Source organism: Qipengyuania marisflavi (assembly GCF_005884405.1).
GTDB lineage: Bacteria > Pseudomonadota > Alphaproteobacteria > Sphingomonadales > Sphingomonadaceae > Qipengyuania > Qipengyuania marisflavi.
Window position 1 is genome coordinate 390,922 of the sequence record NZ_VCAO01000003.1, and the last position, 22,290, is coordinate 413,211.

At 62.9% G+C, this 22,290-nt stretch carries 18 protein-coding genes; 7 read left to right on the forward strand and 11 right to left on the reverse strand.

The genetic code is table 11. The features are described 5' to 3' along the window. Positions 1-86: 86 nt before the first annotated feature. The 5 genes from ald to FEV51_RS08955 all read right to left on the reverse strand — a co-directional run bounded on the left by ald (position 87) and on the right by FEV51_RS08955 (position 6,679). Positions 87-1,205 (reverse strand): alanine dehydrogenase, encoded by a 1,119-nt coding sequence (gene ald, locus FEV51_RS08935; protein ID WP_138618015.1) that lies wholly within the window; start codon positions 1,203-1,205, stop codon positions 87-89. Between the two features lie 115 nt (positions 1,206-1,320). After that, positions 1,321-2,985: a bifunctional diguanylate cyclase/phosphodiesterase gene (locus FEV51_RS08940; RefSeq protein ID WP_281281620.1), complete on the reverse strand. Its 1,665-nt coding sequence runs from the start codon at positions 2,983-2,985 to the stop codon at positions 1,321-1,323. 6 nt (positions 2,986-2,991) lie between these two features. After that, positions 2,992-3,627, reverse strand: coding sequence for a GAF domain-containing protein (locus tag FEV51_RS08945; protein ID WP_138618019.1), 636 nt, complete (start codon positions 3,625-3,627; stop codon positions 2,992-2,994). A gap of 90 nt (positions 3,628-3,717) precedes the next feature. Continuing rightward, entirely contained in the window at positions 3,718-6,060 is a 2,343-nt protein-coding gene (locus tag FEV51_RS08950; RefSeq protein WP_138618021.1) for an FtsK/SpoIIIE family DNA translocase, read from the reverse strand. An 85-nt stretch (positions 6,061-6,145) separates the two neighbouring features. Next, complete coding sequence (locus FEV51_RS08955; protein ID WP_138618023.1) at positions 6,146-6,679, reverse strand: thiamine phosphate synthase; 534 nt, start codon at positions 6,677-6,679, stop codon at positions 6,146-6,148. A 22-nt stretch (positions 6,680-6,701) separates the two neighbouring features. Between FEV51_RS08955 and FEV51_RS08960 the strand changes: the two genes are divergently transcribed. After that, complete coding sequence (locus tag FEV51_RS08960) at positions 6,702-7,364, forward strand: YggS family pyridoxal phosphate-dependent enzyme (protein ID WP_138618025.1); 663 nt, start codon at positions 6,702-6,704, stop codon at positions 7,362-7,364. Here FEV51_RS08960 and FEV51_RS08965 read toward each other — a convergent pair. Further along, positions 7,361-10,114 (reverse strand): [protein-PII] uridylyltransferase, encoded by a 2,754-nt coding sequence (locus FEV51_RS08965; RefSeq protein ID WP_138618027.1) that lies wholly within the window; start codon positions 10,112-10,114, stop codon positions 7,361-7,363. The two genes, FEV51_RS08960 and FEV51_RS08965, sit on opposite strands and share 4 nt — an antisense overlap. Then, positions 10,111-11,808 (reverse strand): class I adenylate-forming enzyme family protein, encoded by a 1,698-nt coding sequence (locus FEV51_RS08970; RefSeq protein ID WP_138618241.1) that lies wholly within the window; start codon positions 11,806-11,808, stop codon positions 10,111-10,113. Before FEV51_RS08970 ends, FEV51_RS08965 begins: the two co-directional genes overlap by 4 nt. Before the next feature lie 164 nt (positions 11,809-11,972). On the opposite strand from FEV51_RS08970, the gene lgt reads away from it, so the two are divergent. Genes lgt through FEV51_RS08985 form a run of 3 tightly spaced genes read left to right on the forward strand, consistent with a single transcriptional unit; the run spans position 11,973 to position 14,328 of the window. After that, positions 11,973-12,839 carry a prolipoprotein diacylglyceryl transferase gene (gene lgt / locus FEV51_RS08975; protein ID WP_138618029.1) on the forward strand — a complete coding sequence of 289 codons (867 nt, stop codon included), beginning with the start codon at positions 11,973-11,975 and terminating at the stop codon, positions 12,837-12,839. Beyond that, positions 12,836-13,912, forward strand: a complete 1,077-nt coding sequence (locus FEV51_RS08980; protein ID WP_246034502.1) for a class I SAM-dependent methyltransferase — start codon at positions 12,836-12,838, stop codon at positions 13,910-13,912. The genes lgt and FEV51_RS08980 overlap by 4 nt, the downstream gene beginning before the upstream one ends. Then, positions 13,909-14,328: a DUF2147 domain-containing protein gene (locus FEV51_RS08985; protein ID WP_138618031.1), complete on the forward strand. Its 420-nt coding sequence runs from the start codon at positions 13,909-13,911 to the stop codon at positions 14,326-14,328. Before FEV51_RS08980 ends, FEV51_RS08985 begins: the two co-directional genes overlap by 4 nt. Here FEV51_RS08985 and FEV51_RS08990 read toward each other — a convergent pair whose 3' ends face one another. The 4 genes from FEV51_RS08990 to FEV51_RS09005 form a co-directional block, all read right to left on the reverse strand. Next, on the reverse strand, positions 14,329-15,864 hold the full coding sequence (locus tag FEV51_RS08990; RefSeq protein WP_138618033.1) for an ABC transporter permease/substrate-binding protein: 1,536 nt from the start codon (positions 15,862-15,864) through the stop codon (positions 14,329-14,331). It lies immediately after the preceding gene. A gap of 16 nt (positions 15,865-15,880) precedes the next feature. After that, positions 15,881-16,645: an ATP-binding cassette domain-containing protein gene (locus FEV51_RS08995; protein ID WP_138618035.1), complete on the reverse strand. Its 765-nt coding sequence runs from the start codon at positions 16,643-16,645 to the stop codon at positions 15,881-15,883. Beyond that, positions 16,642-17,064, reverse strand: coding sequence for a hypothetical protein (locus FEV51_RS09000; RefSeq protein ID WP_171033080.1), 423 nt, complete (start codon positions 17,062-17,064; stop codon positions 16,642-16,644). The genes FEV51_RS08995 and FEV51_RS09000 overlap by 4 nt, the downstream gene beginning before the upstream one ends. A gap of 112 nt (positions 17,065-17,176) precedes the next feature. Next, positions 17,177-18,703, reverse strand: a complete 1,527-nt coding sequence (locus FEV51_RS09005) for a sensor histidine kinase (protein WP_138618039.1) — start codon at positions 18,701-18,703, stop codon at positions 17,177-17,179. A 146-nt stretch (positions 18,704-18,849) separates the two neighbouring features. Here FEV51_RS09005 and FEV51_RS09010 point away from each other — a divergent pair, with 146 nt between their 5' ends. Genes FEV51_RS09010 through FEV51_RS09020 form a run of 3 tightly spaced genes read left to right on the forward strand, consistent with a single transcriptional unit; the run spans position 18,850 to position 22,290 of the window. Next, a complete protein-coding gene (locus tag FEV51_RS09010; protein WP_138618041.1) occupies positions 18,850-20,016 on the forward strand; it encodes an isovaleryl-CoA dehydrogenase in 1,167 nt (388 codons plus the stop codon). A 4-nt stretch (positions 20,017-20,020) separates the two neighbouring features. Further along, positions 20,021-20,689, forward strand: a complete 669-nt coding sequence (locus FEV51_RS09015) for a TrmH family RNA methyltransferase (protein ID WP_138618043.1) — start codon at positions 20,021-20,023, stop codon at positions 20,687-20,689. Then, positions 20,686-22,290 carry a carboxyl transferase domain-containing protein gene (locus FEV51_RS09020; protein WP_138618044.1) on the forward strand — a complete coding sequence of 535 codons (1,605 nt, stop codon included), beginning with the start codon at positions 20,686-20,688 and terminating at the stop codon, positions 22,288-22,290. The genes FEV51_RS09015 and FEV51_RS09020 overlap by 4 nt, the downstream gene beginning before the upstream one ends.

Below are 22,290 nucleotides of genomic sequence, written 5' to 3' on the forward strand. Positions count from 1 at the left end.
CAAGGCTTAGCCGAAAATAGTTGAAACCAACCAAAAATTCAGTGCGTTGAATTCAGAGACGATTTCCGGGGCAATTCAGAAAAGAATCAATGCCCCAGCAGTTCGGCGACCGGGCGGTAGGCATAACCCAATTCGGTCGCGACGGCTTCATACGTCACCTCGCCAGCATGGACGTTCAGCCCCTCGGCAAGATGCGGATCAGCCGCCAGCGCGCCCTGCCAGCCCATGCGCGCAATCCGCAGCGCGTGCGGCAGAGTGACATTGTTGAGCGCATAGGTGCTGGTGCGCGCCACCGCGCCGGGCATATTGGCGACGCAATAATGCACGACATCATCGATGATATAGGTCGGATCGGCATGGGTGGTGGCGCGGCTGGTTTCAAAACAGCCGCCCTGATCGATCGCGACATCGACCAGCACACTGCCCGGCTGCATCGATTTGAGCATTTCGCGGCTGATCAGCTTGGGCGCAGCGGCACCCGGGATCAGCACGGCACCGATGATGAGGTCGGCCTTGCAGACTTCCTCTTCCAGATTGGCCTTGTTGGAAAAGCGCGTCTTGGCGCGGCTTTCGAAATGGATACCCAGCTTTTCCAGCACTTCAGGATCGCGGTCGAGGATGGTGACATCGGCGCCCAGGCCAACCGCCATCTGCGCGGCGTTGAAACCGACCACGCCTCCGCCGATCACAGTGACCTTGGCGGGCAGCACTCCGGGAACGCCGCCCAGCAGCACGCCGCGTCCGCCATGCGCCTTCTCCAGCGCGGTTGCGCCCGCCTGAATGCTCATGCGCCCGGCGACCTGACTCATCGGTTTGAGCAGCGGCAGAGTGCCGTTTGGCCCGGTGACCGTCTCATAGGCAATTGCGGTAACGCCCGAAGCGACCAGCTCGCGGGTCTGGTCGGCATCGGGAGCGAGGTGGAGGTAGGTGTAGAGGATCTGGTCGCGGCGCAGCTTGGCGCGTTCGACCGCCTGCGGTTCCTTGACCTTCACCACCATTTCGCATTCGGCGAAGATTAAATCGGGCCCGTCGACGATCTTGGCGCCCGCCATACGGTATTGGTCATCGCTCGCGCCGATGCCGTTTCCGGCCCCGCTTTCGATCCACACTTCATTGCCGCGGTGCACCAGTTCGCCCGAGCTTTCGGGGGTCAGGCCGACACGGTATTCGTGGTTCTTGATTTCCTTGGGGCAACCGATGCGCATGGGGAGGACTCCTTTTCTCGCCCAGCTCGTTACAACTGCAACCACAGCGCGGCAAGATACTGCCTGCAAAGTCCTATTGCCCTAACGGCGAGAGGGTATGATGATAACAGCCACCTCAGCGAGAATTGACGGCGCGGGGGACGGGCGCTTTCCACCGGCCCCGCTGATCCGTCGGCGGCGCCCTGTGCTGGCCAGTGGTCGCGGCGGGGCGGGTCACTTCGCGCAAGGTCCGCGCTGTACTGATCAGATAGCCTTGCCCCAGATGACAGCCCATCTGCATCAGCAAAGCGCGCTGATCCTCGGTTTCAATCCCCTCGGCAATCACCTTGATCCCCAGATTGTGCGCCATCGAAATCAGCGCCTGAACAATCATCCGGTTCTGGTGCACGGAGCAGATAGTTTCGACAAAGCTGCGGTCGATCTTGACCTTGTCAATCGGGAAGTCCCGCAGGTGAGACAGCGAGGAGAACCCTGTCCCGAAATCATCCAACGCGATCCGTACGCCCGCATCGTGCAGCGTGGTCAGTACCCGCTGCGCGCGGCGGGTGTCGTTGACCAGCAACATCGTTTCGGTCACTTCCAGCGCCACCGAATGGGGCGCGATTTGCTTGTCACGCAGGGTGGCGAGGAAATTCTCTGCAAAATCCCGGCTCAGGATGTCGGCCTCGGTCGCGTTGACACTGACGAACCGCAATCCGTTATGCGCTGCCTGCATAACTGACATGTCGCGGCACACGAAGCCAAGCATCCTATTGCCAATCTCGCGCGACAGAACCGGATCGAGCAGCGCGGGCAACACCTCGCTTGCAGTCATGCGTACCCCGGAATCGGTATCCAGCCGCATCAGCGCCTCGAAGCCGACAATGGCTTTGTCTTCCAGACGTACGATGGGTTGATATCCGGCACATATCCGCTGGTTCGCCAGCGCGCTCTTCACTTCGGCAACGGCAATCTGGCGGGCATGATTCGACCGCTCAAGCGTGTCGTAATAAAAATGTGTCTGGCCCGGTTCGTATTTCTTGCCGTGATACAGCGCCAGATCGGCGCGGCGGACCAGTTCCTTACCTTCGATCAGACCATCGTGGACAGCCACGCCGCAAGTCGCGCCGACTGAAATCTTGCCGCCGGGGACATTGATGTCCTGCCTGACTGCCTCAGTGATCCGTCTGGCAATAAACTCCAGCTGTTCACGCGATGCGCCGGGCGGGGCCAGCAGCGCAAATTCATCACCGCCCCAGCGCGCCACAACCGCCTGCTTTGGCGTTGCGCGAGCGATCCGTTGGGCGGTCTGAGCCAGCACATAGTCGCCATTAAGGTGGCCAAAGGTGTCATTGACGTCCTTGAATCCGTCGAGATCGATCAGGATCAGCGACAGCGCGCCGCGCTGCCCCTGGCTCGCGGCGATCTTCTCGACGAGCAAACGATCGAAATGGAGCCGGTTGTACAACCCTGTCAGCAAATCATGGTTGGCAGCGTGGACCAGAGCAATGCGGTCGCGGTGACTCGAGGTGATGTCCATAAACACCCCGATCAGCGAATCCTGCCCAGTGCTGTCATCACGCATTCGTTCGCCCTGGCTGCGCACCCGGCGCACTGTCCCGTCTGGCCGCTGGATACTGGTTTCGAAATCGAAGGGTCGATCATGCGCCAGAGCCTCTTGGATGCTGCTGCTCACCATTTCGCGATATTCGGGCAGATAGAACTCGATCGCCTTGTCGACTTCCAGCGGTGTTCCCGGCTCGACCCCGTGGATTGCATAGACCTGCGCCGACCAGTTCAGCGTGTTTTAGACCAGATCAAGATGCCATGATCCGATATTGGCGGTGCGTTCCGCCTGCTCGAAGATGCGGTTGGAATTGCTAAGTTCGCGCGACCGGCCCTCAAGTTCGGAGTTAAGCTCGCTGATTGCCAGATGGCTGCGGTGCATCAGCAGCAATTGTTCGACCACCAGCGCCAGTTTCCCCAGCTGCGTGACATGAGCGTCAGTGAACTTGGCGCGCTGCGGATCGGCCAGGCACAGTGTGCCGATACAGTGACCGCCCGGCCCCTTGAGCGGCTGACCCAGATAGGAAGCAATCCCATTCTGTGATCGAGCCATCGGGTGATCGGGAAAGCGCGGGTCGGCGGCCAGATCTGTGACCAGCAAGGGCTGTCCCGATGCGATGATGTGATTGCGCAGTGCCAGCTCGTGAGGCACTTCCAGGATCAGTGGGTCGGACGTCGATAGGAACCACTGGCGGTCAGCATCAAGCAGTGCGATGCCCGCCAGCTTACACGCGAAACTGGCACTGCACAGCGCGGTGATCGAATCGAAAATCGCTTGCGGCGCGGTGTCCAGAATGCCCAGAGCATGCAGCTCTGCGACACGCCGGTTTTCGGAAACCGCTACGGCGGGTGTGGTTGCAAAGTGTCCCTCGTCCATGGCGAGGTTTAAAGCGGCACGGGGTAAATAATCCCGCGACCGGGGGCCTAGGTATTCCTGCGCATGTGCTGTGCCAGAGCGGGCGCTCGGCTACATCGGATTGCCATCGCGGTCGCGGAAGATTTCGCGGCGGCCGACGTGGTTGGCGGGTCCGACCAGCCCGTCGCTTTCCATCCGCTCGATCCATTTTGCAGCGGTGTTGTAGCCCACGCCCATCTGGCGTTGCAGCCACGAACCCGACGCTTTCTGGTTTTCGAACACGATCTGGCACGCCTGTCGGTATTTGCGTTCGTCAGGATTGTCGCTGGCGGTGAATTCGTCCTCGAAATTATAGCCGCCATCCTCGGGTTCTTCGGTAACGGCGTCCACGTAGTCGGGCTTACCCTGCGCGCGCCAGTGGTCGGCGACCCGCTCGACCTCTTCGTCCGCCACAAACGGCCCGTGGACACGCACCATCGCGCCGGTGTTGGGCTTGTACAGCATATCGCCCTTGCCCAGCAGTTGCTCCGCGCCCTGTTCGCCCAGGATGGTGCGGCTGTCGATCCGGCTGGTGACCTTGAAACTGATGCGGGTGGGCAGGTTCGCCTTAATCACGCCGGTGATGACATCGACGCTGGGCCGCTGTGTCGCCATGATCAGATGGATGCCCGCCGCACGGCTTTTCTGGCTAAGCCGCTGAATCAGCACCTCGATTTCCTTGCCCACAGTGACCATCAGATCGGCCAGCTCGTCCACGATCAGCACGATCAGCGGCAGCGGCGCGTAATCCAGCTGCTCTTCCTCGTAAATTTCCTCGCCCGTTTCGGCGTCGAAGCCGGTTTGCACGCGGCGGCCCAGCGGCTTGCCCTTGGCGATGGCGGCGCTGATTTTCTCGTTGAAATTGGCGATGTTGCGCGAATTGACGCTGCTCATCATGCGATAGCGTTTTTCCATCTCCTCGACCGCCCATTTCAGCGCGCGAACCGATTTGTGCGGTTCAGTCACCACCGGGCTGAGCAGGTGCGGGATATCATCGTAAGTCTTGAGTTCCAGCACCTTGGGATCGACCAGAATCAACCGGCATTCCTCTGGTGTGAAGCGGTACAGCAGGCTGAGCAGGATGGCGTTGAGGCCAACCGATTTGCCCGATCCGGTGGTGCCGGCCACCAGCAGATGCGGCATGGCGGCCAGATCGGCGACAATCGGTTCGCCCGCGATATCCTTGCCCAGGATCATCGGCAGCGCGCCCTTGCTGTCGACGAACGCGCCGGAGGCGGCCAGCTCGCGGTAACTGACCATCTGGCGGTCGGCATTGGGCAGTTCGATACCGATCACCGTGCGTCCCGGAATGGGCGAAACGCGCGCGCTGATCGCGCTCATATTGCGGGCAATATCTTCGGCCAGGCCGACCACGCGGCTGGCCTTGATCCCGGCGGCGGGTTCCAGCTCGTACATGGTGACCACCGGCCCTGCGCGGACCGCTGTGATTTCGCCCTTGACGTTGAAATCGTCGAGCACGTTTTCGAGCAGGCGGGCGTTGCGTTCGAGCGCGATCTTGTCGAGCTTCGGCACCGAATTTTCGGGTATTTCGTTGAGCAGTTCCAGACTGGGCAGCTCGTAAGTGGCGAACATATCGCGCTGTTTGGGCTTGGCGGCGCGGGGCTGGGCGGGGGCCGATACCGGATCTGGGATCGTCGGACTGCGGCGCGGTTCGCGCATCGCGGGGGCGGCATCCTCTGCCTCCTCGTCATCATCCTGGGCGGCATTATCGCGAATGCGGCGTTTGGGCGTGACGGGCAGGTCGCTATCGGTTTCTGCGCGGCGGCGGGTCAGGAATTCAGGCAGGGTCAGGAACTGCGCCCAATCGATGGCAAACACGCGGGTGACCAGCGCAATGCCGCCAAACAGCGCCACCAGCGCCAGCGCCAGCACGATCCAGCCCGCTGCGCTTTCACCAAACCGCAGCGCCACGCCATCAACGCCCAGCGCACCCAGCTGGCCCAGCAGACCGCCCGGCCCGGCGGGCAGCGAGCCCGAAGCCGCATCGAAGCTGAGTGCCAACACTGTGCCCAGCAGCACCATCGCCAGCAACAGCAGCAGCAGCGGCCCCCACCAGCGGCCCGGTGTCTCGGTCTCGTCGGCATTTTCGACACCGCGCCACAGGCGGCGGGCAGCGATATACAGCAGCGGAAACAGCAGGATCGCCGTCAGGCCGAAGAAATTGAGCACGCGTTCGGCGGTCCACGCCCCGCTGGTCCCCATCCAATTGCGCACATCCAGCCCGCTGGCGGCGGTGGAAGGGCTGGGATCGGTCTGGGTATAGCTGGCCACGCTCAGCGTCAGGAACGCCAGTACGGCCAGCAGCAGCCCCGCGCCCGCCATATGCGTGACCCGGCGCAGCGAGCGACGAAAGGCTGCGCGCCAGTCCGGTTTGGCGCCTGCGCGAGTTGCCATGAATATTCCCCTGCGAGCGGTGTGAGCGCGCAGTATGAGTCCTGTGCGAGTCCGCCGTCAAGCGGCGTTCGTCGAGCTGTGGGATTTAGCTCAAGCCGTCAATGGCTCCCCAACGCGGCCAGGCAAGCTCTTCAGCGCGGTCGTGGGTCATCCCGCCCAGCGCGATTATCGGGATAGGGGACTGCTGCGCCAGCACCTGAAAACCATGCACGCCCAGCGTCGCGCCGCCAGGGTGGGAGCGGGTCGGAAAGACGGGGGAGAGGAACACGCCATCGGCCCCCGCAGCCTCTGCGGCCTGCAATTCAGCGCCGTCATGCGCGGCGGCGAGGCGAAGCATATCCTCTGCGTCTGCGATGGCGGCGGGCGAGCCGTATATACCGTCTGCGCCAAGGCTGCGCGCCAGTCCGGCCTCGCCCGCCATGATCACAAGGTGCTCGGATTTCCGCGCCAAGTCAGCCAGTTCGCCAAACCGGCGTGCCCGCTGCGCCGGGTCCAGATGATAGTGCCGGAACACGAAGCCTGACCCCTTGGGCAGTGCCTGCAGGCCGTTCTCCAGCACGGCATCATTGCGCGCATCGCTGAGCAGCCATAGCAGGGGTAGGGACTGGCGCGGGGACATGGCTGCGCTATAGCGCAATGCGATGGAAAAGGCAGAGACTCCGCTCGGTGAGGTGCAACAGGCAATAGCCGCCGCGTGCAAACGCGCGCGCCGCGATGCGGGTGAGGTAACGCTGGTGGCGGTCAGCAAGACGCATCCCGCAGAGGCGATCAAGCCGCTGCTGATCGAAGGCCAGCGCCATTTCGGGGAAAACCGCGTGCAGGAAGCGGCGGCCAAATGGCCCGCGCTGCGCGAGGAACATCCCGCCGTGCAGCTGCATCTGATCGGCGCGCTGCAATCGAACAAGGCAGAAGATGCGGTGCGGCTGTTCGACTGCATCCACTCGCTCGACCGGCCCAGCCTGGTGACCGCCCTGGCCAAGGCGTTCGACAAGACCGGGCGGCAGGTGCCGTGTTTCGTTCAGGTCGATATTGGCGAAGAACCGCAAAAGGGCGGCTGCGCAGTCGCCGAACTGCCAGCCCTGCTGGATCAGGCGCGTGCGGCGGAGATCCCGCTGGCCGGCCTGATGTGCCTGCCGCCTGCCGACATCGAACCGGCGCCGTTTTTCGCGCTGCTCGACAAGCTGGCGCGCGATCACGGGCTGGAGGGGCGCAGCATGGGGATGAGCGCCGATTTCGAAAGCGCCATCATGCTGGGCGCGACCCATGTCCGGGTCGGCTCTGCGCTGTTTGGCGAACGCGGCTAAGCGTCTTCCAGCCGCGCCTGTGTGGCATCGCTCGCCGCATCGAGCAGCTGCTTTTCGATTTTCACCATCCGCTCTGTCGAGGCCAGCTTATGGCCGGTCAGATCGGTCACATAGAATGTATCCGCCGCGCGCTCGCCATAGCTGGTGATATGCGCCGAATGGACCACCAGACCCGCCTCGAACAGCGTGCGCGCCAGCCGATTGAGCAGCGCCGGACGGTCGCGGGCATTGACCTCGATCACCGTGAAGCGGCCCGATGCCTTGTTGTCGAACAATACGCGCGGGCTGACATCGAACGCCTTGGAGCGGCTGTGCGGCAGCGGGCGCTGTGCCAGACGCGGCGTCAGATCGATCCGGTTCGCCAGTGCATCGCCAATACTGGTCTTCAGGCGCTCCAGCTGGCCCGCCTCGCCAAAGGGCGCGCCATGCGGATCCTGCACCAGGAAATTGTCGACCGCCCAGCCTTTGCGGTTGGTGTGAATGCGCGCATCGATAATGTTTGCGCCCGCCAGATGGATGCCCCCGGCGATCCGGTAAAACAGGCCCGGATGGTCGGCGGCAATCACTGTCACCAGCGTGGCCCCGCGCGAGGGATAGAACTCGCAATGAATGGATAGTTCGTGGCCCATGCGGCGCGCGGCGGCATAATGGACCATGTTCAGCGCGATGATATCGGGCGGCTCGGCAATCCAGTATGCATCATCGAACAAATCCGCATCAGCAGCGACCAGTCCGCCCTTGTCGGCCAGCAACTTGGCAACCTCTGCCTGCCGCGCTGAAACCTGTGCCTCGCGCCCGTGGCGCATATGGCCCAGCCGCAGCCGCTCGCTTGCCTGATCGTACAATTCGCCCAGCAGCTGGCCCTTCCAGCTGTTCCATGTTCCCGGCCCGACCGCGCGAATATCGACCGCGGTCAGGATCGCCAGATGGCGCAGCCGCTCGCCGCTTTGCACGCGGGTGACAAAATCCTCGATGGTCTTGGGGTCGGTCAGGTCGCGCTTGAAGGCGGTGGCGCTCATCAACAGATGTTCGCGCACCAGCCATGCCACAAGATCGGTCTCGCTCTCGGTCAGACCAAATCGCGGGCACAATTCATGCGCCACTTCGGCCCCCAGCACCGAATGATCGCCGCCGCGCCCCTTGGCGATATCGTGCAGCAGCACTGCAACATAGGCGGCACGGCGGCTGTTCACCTTGTGGATCAGGCGACTGGCACGCGGATGGTCGTCGGTCAGCTGGCCCTTCTCGATCGCGCCCAACAGGCCGATCGCGCGGATCGTATGCTCGTCCACTGTGTAGTGGTGGTACATATCGAACTGCATCTGTGCGTTGACCTTGCCGAAATCGGGCACGAACCGCCCCAGCACGCCGACTTCATTCATCCAGCGCAGCACGGGTTCGGGATCGTTGCGCCCACTCAGCAGGTCGAGGAACAGCGCATTGGCGCGCGGATCGTCACGCACGGCGGCATCGATTAAACGGCTGTCGCGGTCAGCGCGGCGCATGGTGTCGGGGTGGATTTCCAGCCCCTCGGCCTCTGCCACCTGAAAGATTTCGACCAGCCGGACCGGGTCTTTCTCGAACCAGTCCTCTGACGGGGCGGCGATGCGCCCGCCATAGACCCGGTAACCGCGAATGCTGCGCGCGCGCTGGGTGAAGGCAGCGAAGAAGCCTGCGCGCTGGCGGGTCTGCGCCAGTTCCTCGTCGATGTGCGAGAGAAACACGCCCGTCAGGCCGCCAACGCGTTTGGCCTGCAGGAAGTAATATTGCATGAAACGTTCGACCGCGCTCTTACCCGTGCGTTCGGCAAATTTCATGCGTTCGGCGACTTGCCGCTGCAAATCAAAGGTCAGCCGGTCCTCGGCACGCTCGGTGACGATGTGCAGGTGACAGCGGACCGCCAGCAGGAAGTTTTCCGCGCGGCGGAAGCTGCGATATTCAACCGGCGTGAACAGTCCCTTGTCCACCAGCTCGGCGGCGCTGCGCACGCGGTGGATGAATTTGCCGATCCAGTACAGCGTCTGCAGATCACGCAAGCCGCCTTTGCCGTCCTTGATGTTGGGTTCCACGACATAGCGGCTGTCGCCCATCCGCTTGTGCCGGGCGTTTCGTTCGGCCAGCTTTTCGGTCAGGAAGGTGCGTTCGTGGCCCTTCATTACCTCACGCTCGTAGCGGCGCGATCCTTCGTCATACAGCTCGCGGTCGCCCCAGACATAGCGGCCTTCGAGCAGAGCGGTGCGGATGGTCAGATCGCCGCGCGCCAGCCGCAAGGTATCATCCATCGTGCGCGTGGAATGGCCGATTTTCAGGCCCAAATCCCACATCATATACAGCATCGCCTCGACCATCTGTTCGCACCACGGGGTGCGCCGATGGCCGACCAGAAAGGCGATATCGACATCCGAATGCGGCGCCATTTCCATGCGCCCATATCCGCCCACCGCCATGATCGCGAGCCGTTCGGCCTGTGACCGATTGCTGCCCGCAACCAGATGGGTGGTCACATAATCATAGATGACGCGCACCAGCTGATCGACCAGGAAGGCATAGCCCGCCGTGATCTCGTGACCTGCCGATGGCTTGTCGGCCAGCCGCCGCTCCAGCTCGGCGCGGCCGTTTTCCAGTGCGCTTTTGAGCAGCGCGACAACTTCGCCCCGCGCATCGTCGCTCGCCGCCAGCGCTGCAATTTCGCCGACCAGCCTGCGCCGGTCGATGATCGCGCGCTGACGGGGGACATCGACCCGGTTCAAGCGCCCGCCAGTTCCTGCACATAGACGGCTTTGACCGCGCGCTTGTCGACCTTCTGGGTGCCCAGACGCGGCAAATGATCGTCAGCCCGCCATAGATGCGACGGGATTTTGAACGGTGCGATATGCTCGCGCAGATAGGCCTGCAATTCCTCTGGCGCCAGTTCCTGACCCGGATGGAGGAAATAGACCGCTGCGGGGGTTTCGCCGAGCCGCTCGTCCGGCACACCGAAGACCGAGCATTCGGCGACGGCGGGATGTTTGTAGAGCGCTTCCTCAACCTCGATACAGCTGATGTTCTCGCCGCCGCGGATGATAATATCCTTCTTGCGGTCGACAATGAACAGATAGCCGTCCGGGTCGACGTAACCCAGATCACCAGTGCGGAAATAGGCATCCTCGGTAAACGCCGCAGCGGTCGCATCGTCATTGCGCCAATAGCCCAGGAAATTGCAGACCGAACGGATGCAAACCTCGCCCACAGCGCCGCTTTCCAGTTTGTTGCCATCATCATCGATGATCGCCAGATCGACCAGTGGCCGCGATGCCATGCCGGTCGAACCGGGTTTGGCCAGGTAATTCTCGTTCAGATTGCCGCAGCCGACCGCATTGGTTTCGGTGAGGCCATAGCCCAGCAGCGGGAAGCCATCGGGAAATGCCTCGCGGATTTTGGTGACGTGTTCGGGCGGACGCGGTGCGCCGCCAGCGGCAAAGCTCTTGCACGATGTCAGGTCGAAGCTGCCACGTTCCGGGTGTGTGGCCATCTCGAAGCTCATCAATGGCACGCCGACGAAATAGGTGATCTTCTCCTCGTCGAGCAGCCGCAGCGCCTCGCGCGCGTCCCATTTGGGCATCAGCACCAGCTTGCGACCCAAGGCGAAGCTTTGCAGCAGCAGCGGCACTTCGCCGGTCACATGGAACAGCGGCACCGCGATCAGCGCGGATGGCTGCACTGTAGGTGCCTCGCCCCGCTCGGTCAGGATTTGCAGGATCATGACCGTCTGCGCGACATAGTTCATCACGCCATTGACCACGCCGCGGTGGTCCGAATAGGCGCCCTTGGGATTGCCGGTCGAACCCGAAGTGTACAGGATGGTCGCCAGATCATCCGGGCCCAATTCGCCCAGCATCGCCGCCGCCGTGGTGCCGGTGCCCCAGATCGGACCAAGCCCCAGCTCGGCCGGGGCCTGATGGCCGAATACGATCAGCTTGGCGCCGTGGTCATGCCCGTCGAGCCGCGCGGCGCGCTGTTCATCGGCCAGCACCACCGAACATTCGCCCAGCCGGATGCCGTAAGCCAGCTCCTCGCCTGTCCACCAGCCATTGAGCAATGTGGCGCAGCCGCCCGCCATCAGCACGCCCATATAGGCGATGATCCAATTGGCGGAGTTGCGCGCGGCAATGCCGACGCGGTCGCCCTTGGTGATGCCGTGGTCATGCGCCAGCCCGTGCGCGACATGCGTGGCAGCGGCATAGACCTGTGCAAAGGTCATCCGCTGATCGCCATCGACCAGAAAAACCGCTTCGCGATGTTCGTTGCAGAAATGCGCGAAATAATGCGCGAGGCTGGGGGGGGCGCTTTTGAAGGCAGGCATTTCCACGCCGCGGCGCGTGGTTTCCTCGGTCTCGAACATTTGCCCCGGTGAGGTAACAGCGGCGGTAAAACGTGCGATATCCTGGTCGAGTTCGGTCGGCATGTGGTGTTCGGTCCTCTCCATTTGTGGTCGCCGCGCGGCGCCAACCGCCACGCATCCGCCCACAGGCATGCGGTGCAGGCTTTCCCCAAATCCCCTGCTATGCCAAAAGCCGCGCCCGATGGGTCGCCGGTGCGGCTTTGCCTTCTCTCTAAGGGGATACGAACTTGCTGTCACTATTGGCTGCGACTGCAGCGGCCGAACCGATCCAATGGGCCGAGCTGGGATTAAAGCCCGGTATCGATTTGGGATTCTTCACGCTGCGCTATTATTCGCTCGCCTATCTAGGCGGTCTGGTGCTGGGCTTCTGGCATCTGTCCCGGATGATGAAGGCACCCGGCAGCCCGCTGGCGCAGCGTCATTTTGACGATCTGTTTTTCTATTGCACGCTGGGTGTGATCCTAGGCGGGCGATTCGGTTATGTCGTATTCTACAAGCCTGAACTGTTCGGCACGCTGGACATGTTCAAGCTGTGGGAAGGCGGGATGAGCTTTCACGGCGGCGTTATCGGCGTGCTGCTGGCGATCACCTGGGTGGCATGGCGCGGCGGGCTCAACTGGCTGCGGGTTTGCGATTATCTGGCGGTCAATGTGCCTTTCGGGATGCTGCTGGGTCGGCTCGCCAATTTCATCAATGGCGAGTTGTATGGCCGCCCCACCGATGTCAGCTGGGCGATGGTCTTCCCGACCGATCCTATGCAAGTTGGTCGCCATCCCAGCCAGCTGTATCAGGCCGGGCTGGAAGGCTTGTTGCTGCTGGTCATCATGCTGCCGCTGTTCTGGAAAACACGCGCGCGGTATCGTCCCGGCCTGCTGGTCGGCGTGTTTACCGTGGGCGTTGCCGGAGCGCGCTTTATCAACGAATTCTTCCGCGAACCCGATAGCTATCTGGTGCATGTGGTCACTGACACCGGGCTGTCGCGCGGTCAGTGGCTCAGCCTGCCGATGATCGCGGTCGGACTGCTGGTGATCGGCTATGCGCTGACCCGCCCGCCGGTTGGAGGGGCCAAGGCGCCAGCGCCGCAGGCAGCATGAGCGAGGCGGGCGATCCCGCCGACCTTGGCGCGCGCTTCCGCCGCCTGATCGCGGCGCATGGGCCGATGCCGGTCGCCCGATATATGGGCGAAAGCAACGCGCAATATTACGCCAGCCGCGATCCGCTGGGTGCGGGCGGGGACTTCACCACTGCGCCCGAAATCAGCCAGATGTTCGGCGAGATGGTCGGGCTGTGGCTGGCCGATGTGTGGACCCGCGCGGGCCGGCCGGCAGACGCGATCTATGTCGAGCTGGGGCCGGGGCGCGGAACGCTGGCGCGCGATGCGCTGCGGGCGATGGCGGCGCAGGGATTGCAGCCGCAAGTGCATCTGGTCGAAGGCTCTCCTGCGCTGCGCCAGACCCAGGCAGGGACACTGGCGGGCGCGCATTTTCATGACAGTCTGGACAGCCTGCCCGAAGGCCGGCCGATCCTGCTCGCCGCCAATGAATTCTTCGATGCGCTGCCTATCCGCCAGTTGGTGAAAACCGAAAGCGGCTGGCGTGAACGGCTGGTGGCGCTGGACGGCGAGGACTTCGTCTTTGCCGCCGGACCGCAGCCGATGAATGATGCGGTGCCTGCGCGATTTGCCGATGCTGATGCCGGGACCGTGATCGAAACTTGCCCCGCTGCCGCTGCGATCCTGCAGGACGCCGCGCGCCGGATTGATGTCGCAGGCGGCGCGGCGCTGTTCGCCGATTACGGGCATCTTTCGCTCCGCACCGGTTCCACCCTGCAAGCGGTGCGGGCGCATCAGAAAGTCGATATTTTCTCCGCGCCGGGCGAGATCGACCTCACTGCGCATGTCGATTTTGCCACGCTGGTGCAACTGGCGCAGCGGGAAGGGCTGGCGGCGCTAACGGCCACGCAGGGGGCCTGGTTGGGCGCGATGGGCATCGGATTGCGCGCGCAGGCACTGGGTGTGCGGGCGCCCGACCGGATCGAAGAAATCGCCGCTGCGCACAATCGGCTTGTCGCGCCCGACCAGATGGGCGATCTGTTCAAGATAATGGCGATCACCGCGCGCGACTGGCCGCGCGGGGCAGGATTCGCCGAAGGGAAGCGCCGCACATGAAACGTCTCGCAATCACCGCTGCTGCTGCACTGCTGGTGGCCGTCCAGCCGCTGCTCGCGGTGCAGCCGATCACAGGCCGCTGGGTCACGCAAAGCCGCGATGCGGTGGTCGAAATCGCCCCCTGCGGTGTCAAGCTGTGCGGGCGGATCGCCAAATTCCTCGTTGCACCTCCCGGCGGCGCGGATCAGCGGGATGTGAACAATTCGGACGCCGGCAAACGCAGCCGCAAGCTGATGGGCATGGCGATCCTGACCGGCTTTACTGCCGATGGCGATGTCTGGCGCGGACAGATCTATGATCCCAAAAGCGGCAAGACCTACCGCTCGATCCTGCGCCGCAAGGGCGCCTCCCAGCTTGAAGTCAAAGGCTGCCTCGGCCCGTTCTGCCAAACCCAGAAATGGCAGCGCGGCGGCTGATTACAGGCCGGAGCGCGCCGCCAATTCCCGCGCCGCTTGCGCAAAGGATTGCTTGTTGTCCGGACGGTCGACGGCAAAATTTGCCGCGCGCATGGCTTCCACGTCGATTGCGCCGATCAGCGGTTGCAGGGCGGCGACCAGTGCTTCGTTGCGTCCAGCGGCGGGGCTGAGCACCAGCACGGCGTCATAGCTGGGCAGCGCCTGCTGCGGATCGTCCAGCACCGTCAGCCCATCTGCCGCAATGCGTCCGTCGGAAGTATAGGCGCTGATCACGTCGGCCTCGCCCGATTGCAGCGCATCATACATGAAGGTGGGCGAAAATGTCCGCTTGTCGCGGAAGCGCAGGCGATAGGCATCGCGCACCGCGACCCATTCGGGTCGCTCGAAAAACTCCGGATCGCCGCCGATTACCAATTGCGGGGCCAGCGGGATGATATCCTCCAGTGAGGTCAGCCCCTGCGCGCGGGCCTGATCGCCCCGCATGGCGAAGCCATAGGCGTTTTCAAAACCCAGCCGCCCCAGCACGCGCGCACCGCTGGTCTCGCTCTCCCAGCGCACGATTTCCTCATACATTTCCGCGCGGCCCGGATTGTCAGTGCGTTTGAGCTGGTTGGTCCAGATCGTGCCGGTGTAATCGACATAGAGGTCAATCGCGCCGGTCGCCGCTGCATCATGCGCCACAGCCGATCCCAGCCCATCGCGGTATTCCACGGCGAAGCCTTCGGCCTTCAGCCGCTGACCAATCAGGCGGGCCAGCACATATTGTTCGGAAAAGGTCTTTGCGCCGATCACCACGCGGTCCTGATCGCGAGCGCCGAACTGCACGAACAGCGCCGCGCCGATGCCCAGCATCACCGCCACCAGACCGCCCAGCCACAGCGCGCGTTTGCGCAGCGCAAAGCCGCGCTCGGCCAAGCCCAGCAGCGCATCGGTCAGCATTGCCAGACCGGCGCTGGCGATACAGCCGGCCAGCACCAGCACCCAGTTCTGCGTCTGCAATCCGGCAAAGATCGGATCACCAAGACTGGGCTGGCCAATGGTGGTTGCCAGCGTGGCCGCGCCGATGGTCCAGACTGCGGCGGTGCGGATGCCCGCCATCACAAAGGGTGCGGCCAGAGGAGCCTCGACCAGCCGCAATTTCTGCCAGCTGCCCATGCCGACCGCGTCCGCCGCCTCCAGCACGCCGGGATCAAGCTGCGCCTGTGCGGTGACCGCATTGCGCAGGATCGGCAGCAGCGCATAGAGCGCCAGCGCCAGCAGCGCGGGCAGGAAGCCCAGCGTCGGCAGCCCTTCGCCAAACACCGCGCGTAGGCTGAGCAGGATCGGGAAGAACAGCGCCAGCAGCGCCAGCGCCGGAATGGTTTGCACCAGGCTGGCAAATCCGAGCGCAATTTTCGCCACCGGGGGCGAGCGGCTGGCCCACACCGCCAGCGGTAAGGCCACTGCGATGCCCAGCGCCAGTGCCGCCGCCGACAGCAACACGTGTGCGGCCAGCTTGTCGCCCAATGCGAACATCGCGGTGCCCAAGCCTTCCATCAAAACACTCCGGCCATCAGGTCATCTCCGCCAGCCGGGCGGCCTGCGCGCGCGGAACGGCGACCAGCGCCTGCGCCACTGCGCTGCCATTGCCCGCCAGCAGCGAATGCGGCGTTTCATCGGCGACAATGCTGCCGGCATCCATCACCAGCACCCGGTCGGCCAGCAGCAGCGCTTCGGCCATGTCATGCGTGACCATCACTGTGGTCAGGCCAAATTCGTCATGCAGCCGCCGCACCGCAGTGCCCAGCGCATCGCGCGTGATCGGATCCAGCGCGCCAAAGGGTTCGTCCATCAACAGCAGATGCGGATCGCCCGCCAGCGCGCGTGCCACGCCCACCCGCTGGCGCTGCCCGCCCGACAATTCATCGGGCATCCGCAGCGCCATCGCTGGGTCAAGCTCGACCAGTTCGAGCAGTTCGGCAATGCGCTCCGCCACCAGTCGCTCCCCAGCCAGCCGGGGACCGATCGCGATGTTTTCCGCCACGCTCATATGCGGGAACAGGCCGATCGACTGGAACACATAACCGATCCGCCGCCGCAAGGCGGGCAGCGGGACGCCGCTGACATCATCGCCTTCAAACAGAGTCGCGCCGCTGCTGGGCACGGCCAGCCGGTTGACGGTTTTCAGCAGTGTGGATTTGCCCGAGCCCGACGCGCCCACCAGCGCCACGAAACTGCGCGGCGCGATTTCCAGCGACACGCCCGCTACCGCGTCAACCGCGCCATAACTTTTGTACAAATCGCGAAATTCAAGAGCCGGCGGCGGGGCTGAGGTCACGTTTCGCCGTCATCCTCTGGGGCGATATAGTCGACTTGCTCCAGCGCAATCCTGCGGCCTCTTGGCCCGGTGGCATACATGGTGTCGCCGTCCATCCGGCCCGGTTTCCAGCAAGTGGTCGCAGCGCCTTCGTCCTCTGGCGTGAAACACAGCCGTTTCTTGCCGCTGGTGTCATAGGTCCAATTGCCTTGCTGCCACGGATCGCCATTGCGCAGATCGCGGTAACTGCCGTCCTCGTCGATATAGGTGGTATAACGTGCGCCATCTTCGGCCGCCGACCGCCACGCGGTCTGGGCGTAGATTTCGGGGAGTGGCTGATCGGGTGTCGGCACAGCCTCAACCGCAGCATCGGTGTCCTCCGCCACTGGCGCATCATCGACGGGCGGCGCGCACCCGGCGAGCAGCAGTGCCGCTGTCATTCCGATCGCTATCCGCATGGTCTCGTCCCGCTTTATTGTCCTGCAATTCGGCCACCATAGGCGGGGCAGCCGTGTCTTGCGACCCCCAAGCCTCGCGAATTGTCCCGGCCGTTCAGCCGGCGATGCGGTCCATCGGAAATTCGAGGAGCACATCCAGCCCGTCATCGGAAAACTCGCGGGTGAAGCGTCCGCCCAATTGCCCTTCGATGGCCAGCCGCAGCAGGCGCGAACCAAAGCCTTCGTCGGCCTTGATGACAGGGACGATGGTGACATCGGAAGATTCGCGCCAGGCGACGCTGATCCCGTCATCGCCATCTTTGGGCAGCGTAATTTCCACCGTCACGCGGCCGTCGTGCGACGACAGCGCGCCATATTTCGCTGAATTGGTCGCCAGCTCGTGAAAGATCAGGGCCAGCGGCGTGGCAGTGCGCGGGCTGATCGCGACATCTCCGCCGGTAATGTCGAAGCGTTTGCCATTGTTGTCATAGGGCGCCAGCAAATCGCGTAGCAGGCCCTGCAGCTTGTCGGTCTTGCGGCCATCGAAGGGGCGCACATAATCATGCGCAATGCCCAGCGCGCGGATGGCCGTGCTCAGCTCGCCAACGAAATCCTTGACCTCCGGCTTGCCGCGTGACCGCACGGCAATCAGGCCGGACACCACTGCAAAAATGTTCTTGATCCGGTGCGACAGCTCGTTCGCCAGCAGATCGCGCGATTCGGACAGGCGGTACGCCTTGTCGATATCGATTACTGTGCCGAACCAGCGATTGCCGCCCGACCCTTCTTCCAGCACGGGGATCGCGCGCGACAGTACCCAACGGTGCGAACCGTCGGCGTGCAGCATGCGGATTTCATCCTCATGCGCCTCGCCATTGCGCATGGATCCGGTCCACCGCGTCAACGACGCCTCACGGTCATCGGGATGGATATGGTCGGCCCATTCCTTGACCGATTGCGGGACCGGCGCGCCGGTAATCTCGCTCCACCGCGCGTTGACGTAATCAAGATTGCCATCCGCATCAGCGGACCAGGCGATGCCGGGAACGCTGTCGATCATGGTCTTCAGCCGGTTTTCGCGGCGCTTGATCGCGTTGGTCGCGGCGCGCCCCTGGCGTCCCTGCGACAGCCGCCGCATCACCGCCTCGGCCAGCACCGCGAGCGTTTCGCGTTGCAATGGCGTCAGCCCCATCGGCCGCGGCACCATATCGATCACGCACAGCGCGCCCAGCGGTGCACCTTCGTCCGAGATCAGCGGCTGCCCGGCATAAAACCGCAGAAACGGATCGCCAGTGACCAGTTCGTTGTCAGCAAAGCGCGGATCGACTGTGGCATCATTGATGACCATCGGCTCGTCACCCAGCATCGCGTGCGCGCAAAAGCTGGTCGGGCGCGGGGTCTCTCGCTCATCGACACCGAATTTGGCGAGGAAATGCTGCCGGTTCGCTTCGACCATGGTGACCATCGCCACCGGCGCATCGCAAATTCTGGCGATCAGTTCGACGATACGCTGCAGTTCAGGATCATCGATCAACGCATCGGTGCCGTACGCGGCCAGCACCGTCAGGCGCTTGTCCTCAGCACAGAATGCCTGTGCCGGAGCTACGCCCTGCGGCCACAATTCACGCGATTTCGGATACACTTGATGCCCCCAACCAGGACGGATGTCCTCCCATATAATAACCGAATTACATTGTCATCCATGAACCACGGCTTACGATTTGCCCGCGCGGGCCGGCTCGGCTATCCGCCCGGTCGCACCATCATCGCGAGCCATGAGGAGAGAGCATGCGCGCGACCCCTGATTTCGATTTCCAGCTTGGCGAAAACGCCAAGATGATCCGTGAGACTGTCGGCCGTTTTGCGGACGAGCAGATTGCACCGCTGGCCGAAAAGGCCGACCGCGAGGACTGGTTCCCGCAGGAGCTGTGGCCCAAGATGGGAGAGCTCGGCCTGCACGGCCTGACCGTGGACGAGGACGATGGCGGGCTGGGCATGGGCTATCTGGAGCATGTCATCGCGGTGGAGGAAGTCAGCCGGGCCAGCGCCAGTGTCGGGCTGAGTTATGGCGCGCATTCGAACCTGTGCGTCAACCAGATCCGCCGCTGGGGCAATGATGACCAGAAGGCCAAATATCTGCCCAAGCTGATCTCTGGCGAACATGTCGGCAGCCTGGCCATGAGCGAGGCGGGCGCCGGTTCGGACGTGGTTTCAATGAAGCTTAAGGCGGATGCCGCGGAGGGCGGATATGTCCTCAACGGCACCAAGTTCTGGATCACCAACGCCACCCATGCCGATACTCTGGTAGTATATGCCAAGACCGACAATAGCGCCGGATCGCGCGGTATTACCGCCTTCCTGATCGAAAAGGACATGCCGGGTTTCTCCATCGGTCAGAAGATTGACAAGATGGGGATGCGCGGCAGCCCGACGGCAGAGCTGGTGTTCGACGATTGCCACGTGCCGGAAGAAAATGTGATGGGCGCGCTGCATGGCGGCGTGGGCGTGTTGATGAGCGGGCTGGATTACGAGCGCGTGGTGCTGGCCGGATTGCAGCTGGGCATCATGCAGGCGTGCCTCGACACGGTGATTCCTTACCTTCGCGAACGCAAGCAGTTCGGCAAACCCATTGGCAGCTTCCAGCTGATGCAGGCCAAGGTGGCGGACATGTATGTCGCGCTGCAATCTGCGCGCGCCTATGCCTATGCGGTGGCGAAAAGCTGCGATGCCGGACACACTACACGGTTCGACGCAGCAGGGTGCATCTTGCTGGCGAGCGAGAATGCCTTCCGCGTGGCGGGCGAAAGCGTGCAGGCGCTGGGCGGGGCAGGCTATACAAAGGATTGGCCGGTCGAACGCTATCTGCGCGATGCCAAGCTGCTCGATATTGGCGCTGGGACGAACGAGATCAGGCGGATGCTGATCGGGCGCGAATTGATCGGGGCGGCGGGGTGAGGATATGCCAGTTGCAGTAGGCGAAGAACTGAAGAAGTCGAAACCGGCGATGCGTGCACGCGCGAACGCGATAAAGCCATTTGTCTGCAAGAACTTGATAGCGGTGATCGAAGACCCTGCGGACATGAAGAATATCGGCACCGTCATTCGCAACGTAAACGCGCTGGGCGTCGAAAAGGTCTATGTCGTAGATCCACGGAAGGCGTTGCCCGATGACTGGCAAGACATGCGTGAAAAGAAGTCGATTTTCAAAACATCCGTATCAGCGGTCAAATGGAGTTTCGTGAAGCGGTTTGACAGCACCGAAGAGTGCTTGGACCACTTGGAAAAGAACAATTTTCATTCGGTTGTGACATCGCCTCATGTAAAAGGGCAGGTCAATGCCGTACTTCACGAAGGCGACTATACCGAACATGCTAAACTGGCGGTTTGGTTCGGAAACGAGAAACGGGGAATCAGCGATCTCGCCGTAAAGCGAAGCGAAATTTGCATTTCCATTCCGATGTTTGGGATGATTGAAAGCCTCAATCTCGGCACATCATCGGGCATCGTTTTGTATGAGATTACAAAACAGCGCCGCGCATACCAGAGCAAGTATCGTAAACGCGGTCAGAGGGGAGAGCGCGCGACCGCGCTGCCATTGGTAATGCCACCAGAGGATAATCAGGTATGACCGCACCAACTCTAACCTCAAAAATCGACCGTGAAGCCCCGGAAACCAAGGCGCGGTTTGCGCACAATAAGGGGCTGGCCGACGAGTTGCGCGCCAAGGTGGCCGAGGCGGCGCTGGGCGGGAGCGAGAAGCACCGCGAGCGGCATGTGTCGCGCGGCAAGCTGTTACCGCGCGAGCGGGTGGAGCGGTTGCTCGACCCCGGCTCGCCTTTCCTCGAAATCGGGCAGCTGGCCGCCAATGAAATGTATGGCGGCGATGTCAACGGCGCCTCGATGATTGCGGGCATTGGCCGGGTGTCGGGGCGGCAGGTGATGATCGCCTGCAACGATCCCACCGTGAAGGGCGGCAGTTATTACCCGCTGACCGTCAAGAAGCACCTTCGCGCGCAGGAAATCGCGCAGGCCAACCGCCTGCCCTGCGTCTATCTGGTCGATAGCGGCGGCGCGAATTTGCCGTTTCAGGCCGAGGTTTTCCCCGATCGCGACCATTTCGGGCGGATCTTTTTTAATCAGGCGAATATGTCGGCGCAGGGCATTCCGCAGATCGCCTGTGTCATGGGCAGCTGCACTGCGGGCGGGGCCTATGTCCCGGCGATGTCGGACGAGAGCGTGATTGTGCGCAATCAGGGCACGATTTTCCTTGCCGGGCCGCCGCTGGTGAAGGCCGCGACGGGTGAGGAAATCACTGCCGAGGATCTGGGCGGCGGCGATCTTCATGCGAAGAAATCGGGCGTGGTCGATCACCTCGCCGAAAATGACGAGCATGCGCTGACTATCGTCCGCGATATCGTCAGCCATCTGGGCGCCAATGGCGGTGCGGAAAATATCGACCTGCGCGATCCGCGCCCGCCCAAATTCGACGCTGATGATCTCTACGCCATCATCCCCGACGATGTCCGCGCGCCCTATGACGTGCATGAAGTGATCGCGCGGCTGGTCGATGGCAGCGAGTTTCACGAGTTTAAACAGCATTACGGTAGCACGCTGGTGTGCGGCTTCGCGCATATCTGGGGGATGCCGGTGGCGATCCTGGCCAACAATGGCGTGCTGTTTTCCGAAAGCGCGCAAAAGGGCGCGCATTTTATCGAACTGGCGTGCCAGCGGCGCATCCCGCTGCTGTTCCTGCAGAACATCTCCGGTTTCATGGTTGGCGGCAAATACGAAGCGGAAGGCATCGCCAAGCACGGCGCCAAGCTGGTCACTGCGGTTGCCACTGCGACAGTTCCCAAGATTACCGTAGTCATCGGCGGCAGCTTTGGCGCAGGCAATTACGGCATGTGCGGGCGCGCCTATGACCCGCGTTTCCTGTTCACCTGGCCCAATGCCCGCATCAGCGTGATGGGCGGCGAACAGGCCGCATCGGTGCTGGCTACCGTGCACCGCGATGCGGACAGCTGGACCCCCGCGCAGGTCGAGGAATTCAAGGCCCCGATCCGCCAGACCTATGAGGACGAAGGCAACCCTTATTACGCCACCGCCCGCCTGTGGGATGATGGCGTGATCGACCCGGCCCAAACCCGCGACGTGCTGGGCCTGGCCTTCGCCGCAACGCTGGAGGCACCCATCCCGGAACGTCCCGCGTTTGGCGTGTTCAGGATGTAG